Origin of the sequence: Arcobacter sp. YIC-80 (assembly GCF_044841725.1) — a bacterium.
Classification (GTDB): domain Bacteria; phylum Campylobacterota; class Campylobacteria; order Campylobacterales; family Arcobacteraceae; genus Arcobacter_B.
Map to the genome: position 1 here is coordinate 129,879 of NZ_JBJBSI010000005.1, position 17,601 is coordinate 147,479.

General features: G+C 27.2%; 11 protein-coding genes. 4 read left to right on the forward strand and 7 right to left on the reverse strand.

Annotation, left to right across the window (positions count from 1 at the left end):
- Positions 1–17: 17 nt before the first annotated feature.
- The 4 genes from ACH5BK_RS08750 (at position 18) to ACH5BK_RS08765 (ending at position 7,458) form a co-directional block, all read left to right on the forward strand.
- The gene (locus tag ACH5BK_RS08750) at positions 18–1,328 is read left to right on the forward strand and encodes an MFS transporter (protein WP_404306487.1); all 1,311 of its coding nucleotides are present in this window, start codon (positions 18–20) and stop codon (positions 1,326–1,328) included.
- A gap of 47 nt (positions 1,329–1,375) precedes the next feature.
- Positions 1,376–2,020, forward strand: a complete 645-nt coding sequence (locus tag ACH5BK_RS08755) for a transglutaminase-like cysteine peptidase (RefSeq protein ID WP_404306489.1) — start codon at positions 1,376–1,378, stop codon at positions 2,018–2,020.
- A gap of 13 nt (positions 2,021–2,033) precedes the next feature.
- Positions 2,034–4,271, forward strand: coding sequence for an EAL domain-containing protein (locus ACH5BK_RS08760; RefSeq protein ID WP_404306491.1), 2,238 nt, complete (start codon positions 2,034–2,036; stop codon positions 4,269–4,271).
- Between the two features lie 94 nt (positions 4,272–4,365).
- The gene (locus ACH5BK_RS08765) at positions 4,366–7,458 is read left to right on the forward strand and encodes an efflux RND transporter permease subunit (RefSeq protein WP_404306493.1); all 3,093 of its coding nucleotides are present in this window, start codon (positions 4,366–4,368) and stop codon (positions 7,456–7,458) included.
- Here the strand turns inward: ACH5BK_RS08765 and ACH5BK_RS08770 are convergent.
- From ACH5BK_RS08770 to prx-suh, 7 genes are all read right to left on the reverse strand, one after another.
- Positions 7,455–9,563: a sensor histidine kinase gene (locus ACH5BK_RS08770; RefSeq protein WP_404306494.1), complete on the reverse strand. Its 2,109-nt coding sequence runs from the start codon at positions 9,561–9,563 to the stop codon at positions 7,455–7,457. The genes ACH5BK_RS08765 and ACH5BK_RS08770 overlap by 4 nt on opposite strands.
- Positions 9,564–9,624: 61 nt before the next feature.
- Entirely contained in the window at positions 9,625–10,389 is a 765-nt protein-coding gene (locus ACH5BK_RS08775) for a hypothetical protein (protein WP_404306495.1), read from the reverse strand.
- 26 nt (positions 10,390–10,415) lie between these two features.
- Positions 10,416–13,049 carry a valine--tRNA ligase gene (locus ACH5BK_RS08780; RefSeq protein WP_404306497.1) on the reverse strand — a complete coding sequence of 878 codons (2,634 nt, stop codon included), beginning with the start codon at positions 13,047–13,049 and terminating at the stop codon, positions 10,416–10,418.
- A gap of 68 nt (positions 13,050–13,117) precedes the next feature.
- Positions 13,118–15,187, reverse strand: coding sequence for an ATP-dependent helicase (locus ACH5BK_RS08785; RefSeq protein ID WP_404306499.1), 2,070 nt, complete (start codon positions 15,185–15,187; stop codon positions 13,118–13,120).
- A 276-nt stretch (positions 15,188–15,463) separates the two neighbouring features.
- The gene (locus ACH5BK_RS08790) at positions 15,464–16,018 is read right to left on the reverse strand and encodes a sulfite oxidase heme-binding subunit YedZ (protein ID WP_404306501.1); all 555 of its coding nucleotides are present in this window, start codon (positions 16,016–16,018) and stop codon (positions 15,464–15,466) included.
- A complete protein-coding gene (gene msrP, locus ACH5BK_RS08795; protein ID WP_404306503.1) occupies positions 16,018–16,977 on the reverse strand; it encodes a protein-methionine-sulfoxide reductase catalytic subunit MsrP in 960 nt (319 codons plus the stop codon). Before msrP ends, ACH5BK_RS08790 begins: the two co-directional genes overlap by 1 nt.
- A gap of 80 nt (positions 16,978–17,057) precedes the next feature.
- Positions 17,058–17,564 carry a thiol peroxidase Prx-SUH gene (prx-suh, locus tag ACH5BK_RS08800; RefSeq protein WP_404306505.1) on the reverse strand — a complete coding sequence of 169 codons (507 nt, stop codon included), beginning with the start codon at positions 17,562–17,564 and terminating at the stop codon, positions 17,058–17,060.
- Positions 17,565–17,601: the final 37 nt, after the last annotated feature.

Genomic DNA, 17,601 nt, shown 5'->3' on the forward strand with positions numbered 1-17,601 from the left:
TATGTTTAGGATTACAAATGATTAAATCGGTTTTACCACTTAGTTTAATTATAGCCCTAAGATTTTTAGGGTTATTTTTAGTTTTACCAGTAATATCTGTATACGCTATAAATTTAGAAGGAGCAACAACTACACTTGTAGGTATTGTTGTTGGTGGTTATGCACTAACGCAAATGCTATTTCAAGTTCCATTTGGAATTATAAGTGACAAGCTTGGAAGAAAAGGTACTATTGTTATGGGACTTATTCTTTTTGCTTTAGGTTCACTAATTTGTGCAACATCTTCAGATATTTATAGTTTAATGTTAGGAAGATTTTTACAAGGTGCAGGAGCTATTGGAGCAGTAGTTACGGCAATGATTAGTGATTTAGTAAAAGAAGAACAAAGACCAAAAGCAATGGCCACTATGGGTATGTTTATTGGTATTTCATTTGCAGTATCAATGCTTGCAGGCCCTACTTTAGGTTCAGCTTTAGGAGTTGAGTCTTTATTTTATATTACTATGGTTTTAGCTTTAGGTTCTATTTTTGTTTTACTAAAAATGGTTCCCAACCCTCCACATATTACTCATACATACAATGGAAAAACAAAGTTAAGTTCTGTACTTTTAAATGCAAATTTAGTAAAAATGAATATCACAAACTTTTTACAAAAAGGTTTAATGACTTTTGCATTTATGATTATTCCTATGGTTTTATTAAGATCTTATGAATGGCAAATGTCTGATTTATGGCAAGTTTATTTACCTGCTATGATTTTTGGATTTTTAGCAATGGCACCTGCTGCTATTATTGCTGAGAAAAAAGGAAAATTTAAAGAGATTCTTGTAATAGGTATAGCTTTATTTGGTATTTCTTACTTAGTTATTGGATTAAGTAGCTCAACTTTTGTATTTATTATTGGTGTTGTTTTATTCTTTATTGGATTTAATATGCATGAACCTATTATGCAATCACTTGCTACTAAATTTGCTAAAGTTCACCAAAGAGGTTTAGTTTTAGGTATTTTTAATTCATTTGGTTATTTAGGTACTTTCTTAGGTGGATTACTTGGAGGGATGTTCTTTGAAAATGCTTCTTTAAGTGCAATTGTAATTGCTATTGCTATTATCTGTGCTTTATGGGCAATTTTAATCATAACAATGCCAAATCCTACAAAGAAAAAATTTGTTTATCTTCCAATAGATGAATACAATTTAGATAAAAAAGAGAATTTAGAACATGAAGGTATTGATGAGTGGTACTTAAACAATACAGAAAAAATCATTGCTATTAAATATAATGATGAAAAAATTGATGAAGAATCAATAAAAGCTCTTTTAAAATAACCTTTTAAAGATATATACAATAAAATAAAACAAAAAGGAGATGAGTTTTGAAAAAAGTTTTACTTTACAGTTTCATAACTCTCTTCTTTGTTTTTATAATTAACTCTATTGCTAGTTCAACACAGTTTATAAGTAACTCTAAACTTAAGCAAGTAAAAACAAAATATGGTAACAAAGCCCTTAAAAGAGTTGAGCTTTGGGATCAAATGCTTCAAAAAAACCAAAATCAAAAAATACTTTATAAACTTAAAAATGTAAATGATTTTTTTAATCAAATAAAGTATAAAACAGATCCTGTACATTGGAGAAAAAAAGATTATTGGGCAACACCATTTGAATTTATGGGTACAGGTGCTGGAGATTGTGAAGATTTTGCCATCGCTAAATACTTTAGTTTAAGAAAACTTGGTGTTCCAGAAGAAAAACTTAGAATTACTTATGTTATCTATCAAAAAAGAAACAGTAAATATGACCAAGCTCACATGGTTTTAACATATTATCATAAACCAGGTGCAACACCTATTGTATTAGATAATATTAATAAAAAACTAAAATTAGCTTCAAAAAGAAAAGATTTAAAGCCTATTTACAGTTTTAACGCAAGTGGCTTATGGCAAGCAAAAAATAAAGGTTCTGTAAAAATGGGACGAAACAATCTAAAAGCTTGGAAAAGCTTAATGAGTAGAATTTAAAAAAGGAAAAACTATGTCTTTATCAAAACAGTTGTATATTATAATCGCCTTTATCTTTTTTATGATATTTTTTGGTAACTTTATTATAAGTGTAAACAATACTAAAGAGTATTTACAAAGTGAATCTATCACAAAAGCACAAGATACTGCAACATCTTTAGGAATGACATTAAAACCTCTAGTTCATGATAAACAAAGCGTTGAGATTAAAACAATTATTAATGCCATAGCAAATAGAGGCTTTTATAAGGAAATAAGACTTGAAGATGCTAACTTCACAATAAACCAAACACAACTTATTGAAGCTTCATCAGACTTAGATAATCTAAATTGGAAAATAAAAAGCATAAGTGTTGATAAAGAATTTGGAAAAATACAAGAGCTTTCATCTGATTTAGAAATATCTCAAGCGTTATCTCAACTAGAAAATGTAGAAACGAATGAAGAATCAGATTTTACTCTTGAAGAAAAAAGATATTCATTTATTCCTACAGCTGAATATAAAGACGGAGGAAATATAACTTTTAATTTTACTGTTACAAATGAAAAGGGACAAACAATAGACACTTTTGCTAACCTTACAATAAATAAAGTTATTGCACAAGTACAAAGAGATGAAAAGTTTGATTATGTTCCAACTTGGTTTTTAAAACTAATATCTATTAACCTAGAAGAACAATATAGTGAAATTTCTGATGGTTGGAAAACCACAGCTATTATTTATGTAAGTGCAAATGCAGGAGAAGCTTATGCGAAACTATATGAACAGTTTAAAGGTGCTATTATTTATGCTCTTGTTGCATTTTTAGTTTCAATGCTTATTTTATTTATATTTGTTCAATATTTATTAAAACCTCTTAAAAAGATTGAGAAATTAGCACAATCAATTGCTATTGGTAAATTTGATACTATCAAAGAGCTTCCTTGGACAACTGAAATAAAAAATGTAGCAATATCAATGAATGAAATGTCTACAAAAATAGAAGCTATTATTAATAAATTGAATAAAAATTTAGAATCAATTACAAAAAAATTATCAAAAGATGAAGTAACTTCTTTAGAATTAAAACAAAGTTTTGAAACTGATATGAAAAGTATGTTTATTCACAAAGATGATGGTTACGTTTTTGTAATTAAAATATTTGATTTAGCTACTTTTGCTAAATCTCATACAAATCAAGAAGTTAATACTTTTATAAAAAAGTTTGCTACTATTTTAAAAACAACAAAATTAGAAAATAAAAAATGCACTTCAAAAGCTTATAGATTTTTTGGTTCAGAGTTTGCGATGATTGGGACAAACTTCTCTTATGATGATGCTGTTTTATTTACAAAAAAGCTAAAAGAAAATTTTGAAAAATTATCATTTGAATACAATAAAAAAGATATTGTTCATATAGGAGCAACTCCATTTAATCAAATAGGAACAATTCCTGAAATGCTTCAAGCAGCGAATGAAGCCTATGAAAAAGCTACAATAATTGGCTCTAATGAAGCTTATATCAGAGATAAAAATGACTTATCAAGAGATATGGAATCATGGAGAGAATTAATCTTTGATATTATTGAAAATTCAAAGTTTGACGTAAAATATATCTCAGATGCAAAAAGTCTTTCTTGCATAAAAACAGAAAATGAAGAACCAAAGATTTTAATGCAAGAAGCCTTTACTAGTGCAAAAGACAAAAATAATAATGATATTCCAATAGGAACTTTTGTATCAATTGCCGAAAGATATGAGAAAATTATGCAATTTGATATGAATGTTATTGAAAAAGTAATAAACTATATCATAATAAATAGTATTAAACATGAAATTTCTGTTAACTTATCATTAGAATCTATAAACAACACAGCCTTCATAGCTTGGCTTGAAAAAACACTTTTAAAACATAAAAATATAGCAAATCAACTTGTATTTTCTATTACAGCTTATGCAGCAGCAAAAGATGTGAATAAGTTTAAATTTTTTGCAGATGAGATTCATAAATCAGGAGCAAAAATCATTATAAAAAGATTTGAAACTAAATTTATTCCTCTTGATAATATCAAAGATTTTAATTTAGATTATATTAGATTAGCAAGAGACTATACAAATAATATATGTAATGATGTATCAAAACAAAGTTTTGTAGAAGCAATATCTGAACTGTCATCACTATTAAATATAAAAGTATTTGCAGAAAATGTAAAAGATGAAGAAGACTTAAAAACTATAGAAAAATATAATCTTTATGGGGCAAGTAGATAATTTTATCTACTTAGCTTAAAAGAAGAAAAAGACGTTAATACTAGATTAATAAACCTATAATATAATTCTTTTTTATTAGATAAAAAGGTTATAAATGTTTGATAAACTATTAAAATTCTTTGTAAATAACTCAAGAGTAAACTATACTTTATTTATTTTAGTTTTTGCCATTGGAATTTGGTCTTATAATAAAACTGCAAAAGAAATTTTTCCCAGCTTTGAACTTGATATGATTTCAATAAGAGGATCTTACATAGGTGCTTCTGTTGATATTTTAGATAAAATGGCTGTTGCTGAAATTGAAGATAATCTTAAAAACCTTGATAGTGTTGATACTATGACTACAATAATATCACCAGGTCGTTTTTCTATTATTTTAGAATTAAAAAAAGGTAAAAATAAATACAACGAAGCTGATAAAATTAAAGATACTATCACATTAGTTAAATCCAACCTACCCTCTGATATGGATGAACCCAGTGTAAATGTACTTGAAAGAAGTCGTTCTGTACTTGATATTTCACTTACTTCTTCAAAATATAGTACAGATGAGTTAAAACCTTTTGCAGATGAATTAAAAAGTAAAATTTTAAATATTGAAGGTGTTAATGATATTACAATTTATGGAGATTCTGATAAATACTTTGAAGTTTTATTAAATGATAAAAAAATCGAAGCTTTAGGCTTAAACAAAAATGAAATATTTAATGCCATATCAACATTATCATATATTTTTCCAGTTGGGAAAATAGAAGATCCTAAAAAACATTATTATGTATCGACTAACAATGGTGCAAAAAATGCAGTTGATTTTGGAAATACTCTTATAAAAGTAAGTAATAAAAATATATATGTAAAAGATATAGCAACTATATCAAAAAAGTATGAAGACGCCTCTACTCTTTATTCATTTAATGGGAAAAATGCCCTATCTTTAGCTATAGAACAAAGTGAAAGTGCTGATGCACTAACTATTGTAAAAGAAATAAAAAAACTACTTTCAAATTTAGAGAAACAAAATTCAGATATAAATATAAGTATTGCAGATGATAATAGTGAGAGAATAGCAGATAGATTAAATATTGTAGTATCTAATATTCTTTTAGGAATTATTCTTATTACTATTTTAGTGATGATTCTAATTAACTTTAGAATGTCAATTATTATAGCAATAGGTATTCCTACATCTTTTGTAATTGCAGCTATTTATATGTATTTTAGTGGTTATACAATTAATATGATATCTTTAGTAGGAGTTTTAATTGCTATTGGTATTGTAGTTGATGATGCTATTGTTGTAAGTGAAAATATACAACAACACATAGAAGAAGGACACCTTCCAAAACAAGCAGCTATTATGGGTGCTAGTGAAATGGTAAAACCTGTTACTATTGCTTCATTAACTACTCTATTTTCTTTTTTGCCTGTACTTATGATTAGTGGTACAATGGGAGAAGTTATGAAGTTAATTCCTATTGCACTTAGTGCTTTAGTTGTAGCTTCATTAATTGAATCTTTTATTTTCTTACCAATTCATGCCGCACATACTTTAAAAAATGGTGCAAAAGTTACTTCTTGGGAAAAAGCAAATAAGGTTTATAGTGCTATTATTCACTTTTTTATGAACTGGAAAAAAACTTTTTTAACTATATTTATCATAATGGTACCTCTTTTTACTTATTATGAATTTACTAGTTCGAAATTCCAATTATTTCCTAAATTTGATGCTTCGGATGTAAAAATAACACTTAAAGCTAACTCAAATACAAGTCTTGAAGAAGCTTTTGAAATTGTTCAAAAAATTGAGCAAGAATTTATGAAAAAAGAAAAAGAGTTTTCAATAAAAAGTATAGATTCAGTTGCTGGATTTAGAAGAGATGTAGGAGGAAATACTGAGAATTTTCCTTATGTTATGTATATGACTATCGAGCTTAAAAAACTAAAACCTGCAAATATTTTAGATAAATATGTAACTCCAAATCTTAGCTTTTATTATGATGAAGAGGGTAGAGAAAGAACTGAAAAATCTAAACAAATAGCTAGTAAAATTAAAAAATTTATTGAAAAGAAAAAATTTAAAGAATACTACAACTTAGAAGAAATTTCTGTTTTAGAAAGAAAAGTAGGCCCTGTAAAATCAGATATAAAAATTGGTCTAGTTTCAAATAACAACCAAAAAATCATAAAAACAATTGAAAGTTTACATGAAGAAATAAATAACCTTGAAGGAATAAAATCAGTATCAAATTCTTTAAAATTTGGAATAGATGAAATAAAACTAAAAGTAAACAACTATGGAGAATCATTAGGACTTAGTGAATCTTTTATAGGTTCATATCTTTCAAACTTGTATTTACTAAAGAAAAAAGGTGTTTCTTTTGATGAAAAAGAAATGCTTGACATAAAAATAAAATCTAAAAATAAAGATGATTTTGAAAGTTTTAAAAACTCTCAAATACCTTTAAATGATGGAACTTATGTATTATTGCATGAAGTTGTAGAAATAAATACAATAAGGGCTTTTGAACAACTTATAAAAGATCAAGGTGAAAAAAACTTTTACATTTATGCAAATGTAGATCCAGATGTTATCACAGCAACAGAAGTGCTTGACAAAATACAACCTACATTAGATAAAATAGAAGAAAATGGTATCAGAGTAATACTAAAAGGTGAAGCAGAAAAGAAGAAAAACCTTAAAAATGATATGTTATTAGCAACTGCCTTAGCTTTAATCTTAATCATGCTTTCAATGCTTTATTTATTTAACTCATTTAGGGAAACTTTTATAGTTATGAGTATTATTCCTTTCTCAATTTTAGGAGTTTTATTAGGACATAAAATCATGGGATTAAATTTGTCAATGCCATCTATGATTGGAGCTTTAGGATTAGCAGGGGTTGTAATTAATGATGGTATTATTATGATGACATATCTTAAAAAAGCAAAAACTTTAGATGAAATTTTCCAAAGAGCAACAAAAAGATTTAGACCAATTATTATTACAACTATTACAACACTTATTGGAATGAGTTCTCTTATTTTCTTCCCAACAGGTCAAGCAGTAATTTTTCAACCCATAGCTATTGCTTTAGGTTTTGGTTTAGCTTGGGGAACAATATTAAATCTAATATATTTACCTGTACTTTATACAATCACTCATAAGCTAAGAAAAAACAAGAGTTAATTCTCTTGTTTTAAATTAATTATAAATTTTAAACCAGTAAGTTCTTTATTTCTATATTTAAACTGTGTGTTTTTAAAATCTATCTTAAAATTCATCTGTTTAGTAAGTATTTCTTGCACCATGTATAAACCAAGTCCTACACCTTGTGCTTTATGTTTTGTAGTAAAATATGGATCAAAGACTTTTTCCATTATAGAAGGGTCGATTCCTTTTCCAGAATCTTTTATGATTAATTTACAATCTTTAATACTAACATAGATTACTTTTATTTTATACTCTTTATTTCTATTTATTGAATCTATTGCATTTTCCAATATTTTTAATAAAGCTTGCTTAAATTCATTTTCATAAACTTTTATTTTATAATCTTCTTGTATTTCAAACTCAAGATTTATCTTATTCTCTTTTATAACTGAATCAATATATTCTAAAGTTTCTCCCACTAATTTACTAATTTTCACTTTCTCATAAGAGTCTTCCACCTCAAAAAAATCTCTAAATTTTTCAATTGTATTAGATAAATATTTGGCTTTATTTACAATCAAGACACAAGACTTATTAAGCTCCTCATCAGTTAATTTTCCTAGTTGTTTATATAGTTGAATTGAACTAGCAGAAGTTGTAATCACATTTAAAGGTTGTCTCCATTGATGTGCAATATTATTGAGCATTTGAGCGATTGAAGCCATTTTACTTTGTTGAAAAATAAGTTTATCTTTTTGCTTTGCTTCTTTTTGCAGTTTTATTTCATTGGTTATATCTGTTAATGTAACTATTATAAAACTGTCTACATTATTTTGAGATACATTTAACTTAAAATGTCTTAATTCATTTTTACTATTATACATAGCAGCCTTGAAAGAATTAGTAGGATTTGCCAAAACATATTCAGCCCAATTTAAACCATCATAGTCTTGTTCTAAAACATAAGAATCATCATTTTCAAAAGGAACAAATAATGTACATACACAAGTATATTTTTCTTTAAACTCTTTTAAGGTTTTTGACTCTGGAAAAAAGTTTAGTAATTGTTGATTTGAATCTATTATTTCTTCTCCATCAGTTATTACAATTATATTTAATTGGGAATCTAATAAAAGTTGTGTTTTATTTTTTTGAGCCTTTATCTTTCTAACACTTCTTATTAAATTTTTATTTAATTTATTCATGTTTTTCATATAATTTCTATAAGAGTAAACAACTACTATAAAAATTAATATAATCAATAAAAATATAGCCAATAAAAATACTTGTTTTTTAAAATCACTTATTGTTTGTGTATCAATTGAAGATATGTCTTTAAATAAAAGAATATAACCTGCGTCATTTTCTATCTTCACTTTTGTAAATAAAAAATTTTCTAAAATTGTATAATTATCAACTTTTAATAACTCATCAATAATACTTTCAGATAAAATATTTAAAATTTTATCTAAGGCATCTACATTAGCTACATAATATGAACCTACAAACTTTTTAGAAAAAGGATAAATTATCTTATCTTTATATTTTTTATTTGCTATTACAATAGCTTTAAAACCATGAGAATCTATACTTTTTGATATTGAATTAAATTTAGTAATAGTTTCTAAATAAGCTATTGTCTTATCTTTGTAAACAATAGGAACTAAAGCTTTAAAACCTAATCCAAATTCATAAACTTCAATAAATTTAAGTATTTTATTTTCTTCTAAATTTATTTTTTTATTATTTATGGGATAATCATTCTCATTTTTTAACCAAGATTTATAAAGTGATTTTCCATCTAAATCAAATATATGTAACCACAAATTTTTATAATTAGTGTTTTCTTTCAACTGCAAAGACAAAAGTTCTAAATCTAAATTATCAAAAGTATTTTCTTTTACTGCATTTATTATATGAGTATCTCGTACAAGAGGAATTGATATTGCTGTATTTGCATTTTTTTTATTATTTATTAATGTCTTAGTACTTTTTTTAATATCACTTACAAGTGATTCATAAATTTCATTAGTTAAAGTTTGCTCTTTTTTTATAATATAAAAGCTTAGTAAAAGGATTGACACTACCAAAAAAATGGCAAAGGTCCACATAAATTTGTAAGTATCTTTTTTGTAGTTCATTTGTGTTCTTTTATTATATTTTATTATATTTTATAATAAAAGAACTTCTATTTATATAATTTTATATTATAAATGCAAAACTTTTTATAGCAGAAATACTTAACTCATAGGGTTCTACATCAACCTGTCTTAAGGAATACTTTACATTTAAAAGTAGTCTTTCCATTAAAGTTTCAAAAGTAAAATTAGAATGATTAAAAATTGATTCTTTTTTATTTTTTATATATTCAAGTTCTTTAATTATATTTAAATTATTACTATCTTTTTTCATAAGTTCTAATTGCCAGTTATTCTGCCAAGTATTAAAAAGATACTCCCCTTTAAAATCTTTATCATGTCTAACTTTCCACCTTATAACTTGTAAATAAGTATAAAGCTCTTGCATATATTTTTTATTATATTGACTAGCTACAAATTGATGTTTATTCTCTAAATCAAAGGCTTTGTAAATTAATTTGTACATTCCAAGTATTAAAAAATCATTTCTATTTTCTATATCATTTTGAGTAAAAGCATAGTATAAATACTCATTTGCAGTTTCTAATTTATAACCATCTTGAATTATATTTATATAGTCTTGCTTTGAAGATATTTGTGTATATATATTTTTTGAAAGTTTTTGATTATAAGAGTATGGATTTCTTAAATCTAATTTTCTTTTATACTCTTTTAAATCTTTTAAAACTTCATTTCTATAAGTAGCTACTAAAGTTGCTGAGTTAGTTTGAATAACACTAGACAAAGAGGACTGATTTAAGCTACAGCCTTGAAAAAGAAAAATAAATAGTGTTAATAACCAAATTTTTAGTACTGTTTTAAATCTCATTTTCAAGCCCTTTTTATTAAAAGCTATTAAGAAATAGCTTTTAATTCATTTTCAATTTTTTCTAATTTTGTCTTTGCGTCTTCTAATGCTTTTTTATTCTCTGCAACAACTGCCTCAGGTGCATTTGCTACAAATCTTTCATTTGATAACATTCCGTTTAGTTTATCAAATTCTTTTTGAGTTTTCTCTTTTTGTTTAGTTAATTTATCAATAATTGGACTCATATCAATTTCACTTGTTGGTAAATATACTTCTAAATTATCAGATACATCTGTAATTGAGTTTTCAACTTTTGCATTTACAAACTCAATCTCTTCAACTTTTGCAAGTTTTTCAATAAATGGTTTTGCTAGTTGTGTATCAATTTGTTTATCTAATTTTATATAAGCTTTAGCAATTTTTGAGTTACCCATATCAATAATAACTTTTGCTCTTCTTAATGCTGTAATTGCTTCTTCTATGATTTCAAACATAGCTTCTGTCTCTTCATCTTTTGCAATATCTTTTGGATAATTTGTTACCATTAAAGAATCAGCTCCCTCTTCTAATGAAGTTCCTGATAATTTATGATATAGAAAATCTGAAATAAATGGCATGAAAGGAGATACTAATTTAAGTGTCTCTTTAAAAATTGCTCCAAGTTCAGAAATAGACTCTTTTGAAGCTTTAGAGTACTCAATACCCCAGTCACAGAATTCAGTCCATACAAATTTATAAAGGATTGACGCTGCTTCATTAAATTTAAATGCTTCTAAAGCTTCTCTTACATCCTCAACTGCGTGAGCAAGTCTTGATTGCATATATTTACCAAGTGCTGTTTGAATCTCAATATCTTTTAAATCTTCAAATGTATCAACATTTAATGTTAAGAAATTAGAAGCATTATAAAGTTTGTTTGTAAAGTTTCTAAACTGCTCTAAGTTTTTAGCACCAAGTTTAATATCTCTTCCTTGAACTGCAAGGTATGCAAGTGTAAATCTAATAATATCAGCAGAATGCTCTTCAACCATATCAAGTGGATCAATTACATTACCTTTTGATTTAGACATTTTTGCACCGTGCTCATCTCTTACAAGTGCGTGCATATAAATATCTTTAAACGGTAATTCTCCTTGGAAGTGATCACCCATCATCATCATTCTAGCAACCCAAAAGAACATAATATCAAATCCAGTGATTAATAAAGAGTTTGGATAGAAGTCTTTCATATCTTGCTCTAAATTATAAAGTTCAGGTAATTTTCCATTATTTCCCCAACCAAGTGGTGACATAGCCCATAAAGCAGAAGAGAACCAAGTGTCTAATACATCTGGGTCTTGAGTATAGTGTTTATTTCCACATTTTGGACAAGCTTCTGGCTCATCTGCTTTATCAGCCCATTGGTGATTACAAGAATCACAAGTAAATACAGGAATTCTATGTCCCCACCATAATTGTCTTGAGATACACCATGGTCTTAACTCATCCATCCAAGCAGTATATGAATTAATCCAGTGTTGTGGGTGGAAATTATTGTGTGCTTTTGTTTTCTCAATTGAAGATTGTGCAACTTTCTCACTTAAGAACCATTGTTGAGAAATAAATGGCTCAACAATATTTTTACATCTATAACAGTGACCTACTTGATGTACGTGGTCTTCGATTTTTACAATATACCCTGCATTTTCTAATGCTTTTACGATAACTGGTCTAGCTTCAAGTCTCTCTAATCCTTGGAATTCTCCACAGTATTCATTTAAAATACCAGCTTCATCAAAACATTTTATGAATTCTAAGTTATGTCTTTTCCCTACTTCGTAGTCATTTTGATCATGTGCAGGAGTAACTTTTACAACACCTGTTCCAAATTCCATGTCAACATGAGAATCTGTAATAACTTTGATTTTTCTATCAGTAAGTGGTAATAATACTTCTTTTCCAACAATATCAGTGTATCTTTCATCATCAGGATGTACCATAATAGCACTATCCCCAAAGTATGTCTCAGGTCTAGTTGTTGCAACTTGAACTTCTCCAGAACCATCTGCAAATTTATAAACCATGTGGTAGAACTTACCATTTACTTCTTCATGCTCAACTTCAATATCAGATAATGCACCATCGTGAGTACACCAGTTTACCATATAGTTATTTTGAGTGATATGTCCATCATTGTAAAGAGATACAAATGCTTCTTTAACAGCCTCTTTAAGACCTTCATCCATTGTAAATCTCTCACGTTTCCAAGCAGGAGTAACACCAAGTTTTCTCATTTGGTGTACAATATTCCCACCAGAAGTTTCTTTTTGAAGCCAAGCTCTCTCTAAGAATTTTTCTCTACCAATTTCTTCTTTAGTAGTACCTTCAGCTAAAAGTTGTTTTTCAACAACATTTTGTGTAGCAATACCAGCATGGTCTGTTCCAGGTTGCCATAAAGTTTTAAACCCGTCCATTCTTTTATATCTAGTAATAATATCTTGTAATGTAAATGTAAGAGCATGACCAATATGTAATGAACCTGTTACATTTGGTGGGGGCATCATGATTGAGAAAGTTTTTTGTTTCCCATTTTCATCTAGTTCTTGTATATTTTTATTTCCATCGATTTCGAAGTAACCTCTATCTTCACAAATCTTATAATAGCTATCTTCAACTTTTGATGGTTCGTATTTGTTACTCATAAAACTTCCTATTTATAATGTTATGTTTTCTTTAAAATATGCGCGATTATAGCTAATTTTTCCTTATATTATATTTGAGGATCACCTGCTATTTTTTCATCATCATCACCTTTTACTAAGCCTGCTTCTTTTAAAAATGGGCTTGCTACAAAAGTTAGTTTTTTTATTTTGTCATATTTTGCAAAAGATAAATAAAGTATGTCTTTTGCTCGGGTAACTGCTACATAGAAAAGTCGTCTCTCTTCTTCTATACTTCCACCTTTACTCATAAGTTTTCTATTTGGAAACCTACCATCCATAAGGTCTATTACATAAACTTCTTTAAACTCTAAGCCTTTACTAGCATGAACAGATAAAAGATTTACTCCATCTCCTTCACTCATTTCACTTCCACCTAAAATCATTGAATTTACAAATTTTGATAAGTCATTGAAGTTTCTAGATAGATTTTTTAAAAGCATGATTTTTCTATTTATTTTTGCTAAAGCTTTTGTTTTTTGTATTACATTTATTGTTCCATCTTTTTGAGTAGCTCTTTTTGTTGCTAATATCTCTTTTATTTTTGAATACATCATTGATGAAGAAATATTTGTAGTTAATGTTTCAGGATTTCGACTTCTTCTTAAATGCTTTAAAAGTAAATAAAAATCATATACATATTTAGCTCCATCAACAGAAAGTTTAGGATGTTTAAGTATTGGATTACCTAAAAAAGCTTCTTCAAAGCCACAGTCTTTAAACTTTGAAACTGACCCTAATTCAATAAAATCATCAAATAAACCTAACTGTATGTTTTTAACTTTATTTGATTCATAAGGATTTCGTATATCTTGATCAGGTGAAAATAAACCTTTAAATAAGTCTCCATGACCTAGTTTTATCAAAGCATCAAAAATATCTTTAGCAATTGCTTTTCCAATACCTTTCCCATGCTCAAGCACGTGAATAAAAGCCATCATATCATTATGTGAAAGTTGCATAACTAACATATCAAGAATAAACTTAATCTCAACAGAATCAAAAAAGGACATTCCACCTTTTCTCTTTGCAGGAATTGAAAACTCTCTTAAGTTAGCTTCAATACCATCTGCACTTGAATTATTTCTAAATATTATAGCTATTTCATTGTGAGGTGTATCTGTTTGAGAGATTAACTCTGAAATATAATGATATTGTGAAAAAAGCTCATTAAAAGCTAAAAGCCTTGGTTTATGGTTTGTTTGAGTTCTCATAACTTCAAGATTTTTTTCATAAATTCTTTCGTTGTGTTCTATTACTTTTGTTGCTAAATCAAGTATTGGTTTTGAAGATCGATAATTTTTTCTAAGTGTATATACTTTTGCTTTATCATATCTACTTGAAAAAGTTGAAATAATACCAATATCAGAGCCATTAAAAGCATAAATACTTTGATCATAATCTCCTACACAAAAAAGAGACTTTGGTCTAAACCCATCTAAAAGTCTACCTTGTAATGGATTTGTATCTTGGTACTCATCCACTAAAATTTCTTTAAAATCAAACTCTTCTTCTTCTAAAGTTTCTAACATAATAGTTAGTAAATCATCAAAATTTGCGTAACCATATTTCTTTTTAAGGTCATTAAATTCTAAAACTACATCTTCATATATCATCACATAAAGTTCATGATCTGGATTCTTATTTTTTACCCATTCCCCAAAGCCTTCACCCTCATTTGAGTTAAGGTAAAGTGAATACATATCATAAAGGTATCCACCATCATAAGGATTTACTCCCTCTTCTCTTTCATAAAAAACTCTTTTTTCATAAAGAGATTTAAACAAAGTTTTTAATTCATTTGGTTGCTTTAAAGTTATATTTTTTTCTAACTCTTTTAATAGTTTATATGAAACAGAGTGAAAAGTTCCGGCCATAATTTGTTTGGCTACATCTTTACCAAAAAACTTACCCACACGCTGTACCATTTCAGCTGCTGCTTTGTTTGTAAAAGTTAATAAAAGTATTTCTTTAGGCTCTACACCATTATTAATAAGATTTGCTATTCTTCCAACAATTGTAGATGTTTTTCCAGTTCCTGCACTAGCAATAATAAGATTAAAACCTCTATCACAAGTTGCGGCTTCTAGTTGTTCTTCATTTAGATTTGATAATGGCATATTTTATATGTTTTTTTTAATAGGATTTGTCATTTGTGAATATTAGCATAAATTAATTAAGACTTATTGAAGAAGGAAGATTTTTAGAAAAAAAAAGAGGTGCCATTTCTGACACCTCTTTTACACAAGGAAACATAAAAAAAATTATTTATATTTAAGAAATCTATCTTAAAAATACTTACATAAATAAGTCGCTGCGTCAACCTATCTATATTAAAATTATACAGACTCATGATTAACTAATTTATAATAAAAGATTAACCAAAAGTTAATATTTTAAATAACCTTACTATTTCTAACAATTACTTGTAAAAGTTTGTAATATGCGATTATCAAAATTACTACGATATAACAAAATAAATCAATATCGATACTTTTTTGTGCCATTACAAAGTGAATAGTAATTAAAACCAATGCCAAATAAACTAAAGTATGATACTTTCCATATTTTCTAAAAAGATTTTTAGTAGAAGTTATTGCCATAAATATCAAAATCAAAAACGCAATCACTCCAAGATAAATAAATGGCTTATCTAAAGTCTCCTCAAATATAAAATATATATCAAATTGTGCATCAAATATCACAAAATTAACCGTATGAACTAAAGCATAAAAAAATCCCCACAAACCAATTGCTCTTCTATATTTCATAAGATTTATTTTTCTTTTTATAAGTGAAATAGTAATTGAAAAAAACAGTATTACTGTTGCAGTTATTCCACTTATTGTATATATATATTTTACAGGATCATTTACTTCTACAATAAAAAGTTGAATTAGTAAATATAAAAAAGGTAAAACTAATATTGTGTGAATTGCTAATCGTTTCATCATATAAACTTTCTTAAATCCATTCCTTTATATAAATGTGCTACTTCTTTTTCATAGCCATTAAACATTAGAGTGTCTTGTTTAAAAAACTTACCAAGAACCCTTTCTCTTTTTTGAGACCATCTTGGATGATCTACATTTGGGTTTACATTTGCATAAAAACCATACTCTCTTGAGTTTTGTTCCTGCCAACTATTAAGAGGTTCATCTTTTACAAATGAAATTTTTACTATTGATTTTATTGATTTAAATCCATATTTCCATGGAACAATAAGTCTAATAGGAGCACCATTTTGATTAGGCATTTTTGAACCATAAAGTCCCACTGCCATTAAAGTCAAATCATTCATAGCCTCATCCATTCTAAGCCCTTCAACATAAGGGTATGTAATAGTTGAAAATATTCCTCTTGCTTGATCTGGAAACTGTTCTTCATCATGTAGAGTTTCAAACCTTACATATTTTGCACTTGAAAGAGGTTTTACTTTTTTGATTAAATCTTTTAATGTAAAACCTATCCAAGGTACTACCATAGACCAGCCTTCAACACATCTAAATCTATATATTCGCTCTTCTAAACTCATAGTTTTTATTAAATCGTCAAGATCAAGTGTTATTTCTTTTTCAACTAAACCATCAATATCAATTTTCCAATTTGAAGTATCAAAAGTTCTAGCTAAATCTTTTACTCTTGTTTTTGAAGTAGTAAATTCATAGAAATTATTATATGTTGTAATTTGTTCATAAGTATTTAATTTTAAATTATTTGGATTTGAGTCTTTTAAATAATCTAAATTTTTTACAGGAATATTATCTTTTGCTAGAGTTTCTAAAATAGCTCCACTAGCAACAAGACTTGCTGCACCTAACTTTAAAAAATTTCTTCTTTTATCAAATATTTCTTTAGGAGTTACTTCATTTTCATTTAGTTGCCAAGATGGTTTTTTAATAATATTCATAGGTATCCTTTACACGTTTTATAAAATAATTTTATTACTTTAGTGTAAAGGATATGTTTAGTTTTTAATAAGTTTTATAATTATGCGTTTTTAGCAGCTTCTAAAATCTCTGCATAGTTTGGTTCTTCTGTAATTTCTGGACAAATTTCTTTAAATGTAACCTCTCCTGAAGCATTAATTACAAATGCAGCTCTACAAGTAACACCAGCTAAAGCACCATCAGCAATTAAAACACCATAAGCATTAGCAAACTCTTTAGCTCTAAAATCAGAACCAACAGTTACGTTTTCAATTCCTTCTGTTGTACAGAATCTTCCCATTGCAAATGGTAAATCCATAGAAACTACAATAACTTCTGCATTTTCAATACTTGCAGCTTCTTCATTGAATTTTCTAGTTTCAGCAGCACATACAGGAGTATCTAAAGATGGAACTACTACTACAATTTGAGTTTTTCCAGTTTCTCCACCAACTTGTACATTTGATAAATCTTTTGCTACTACATTTACAACTGGTGCTTTATCACCAACATTTACTTCATTTCCAGCTAAATTTACAAGGTTACCTTTTAAATTAGTTGTTGCCATATTAGTCCTTTTGTTTAATTAATTTATTGCATTATAA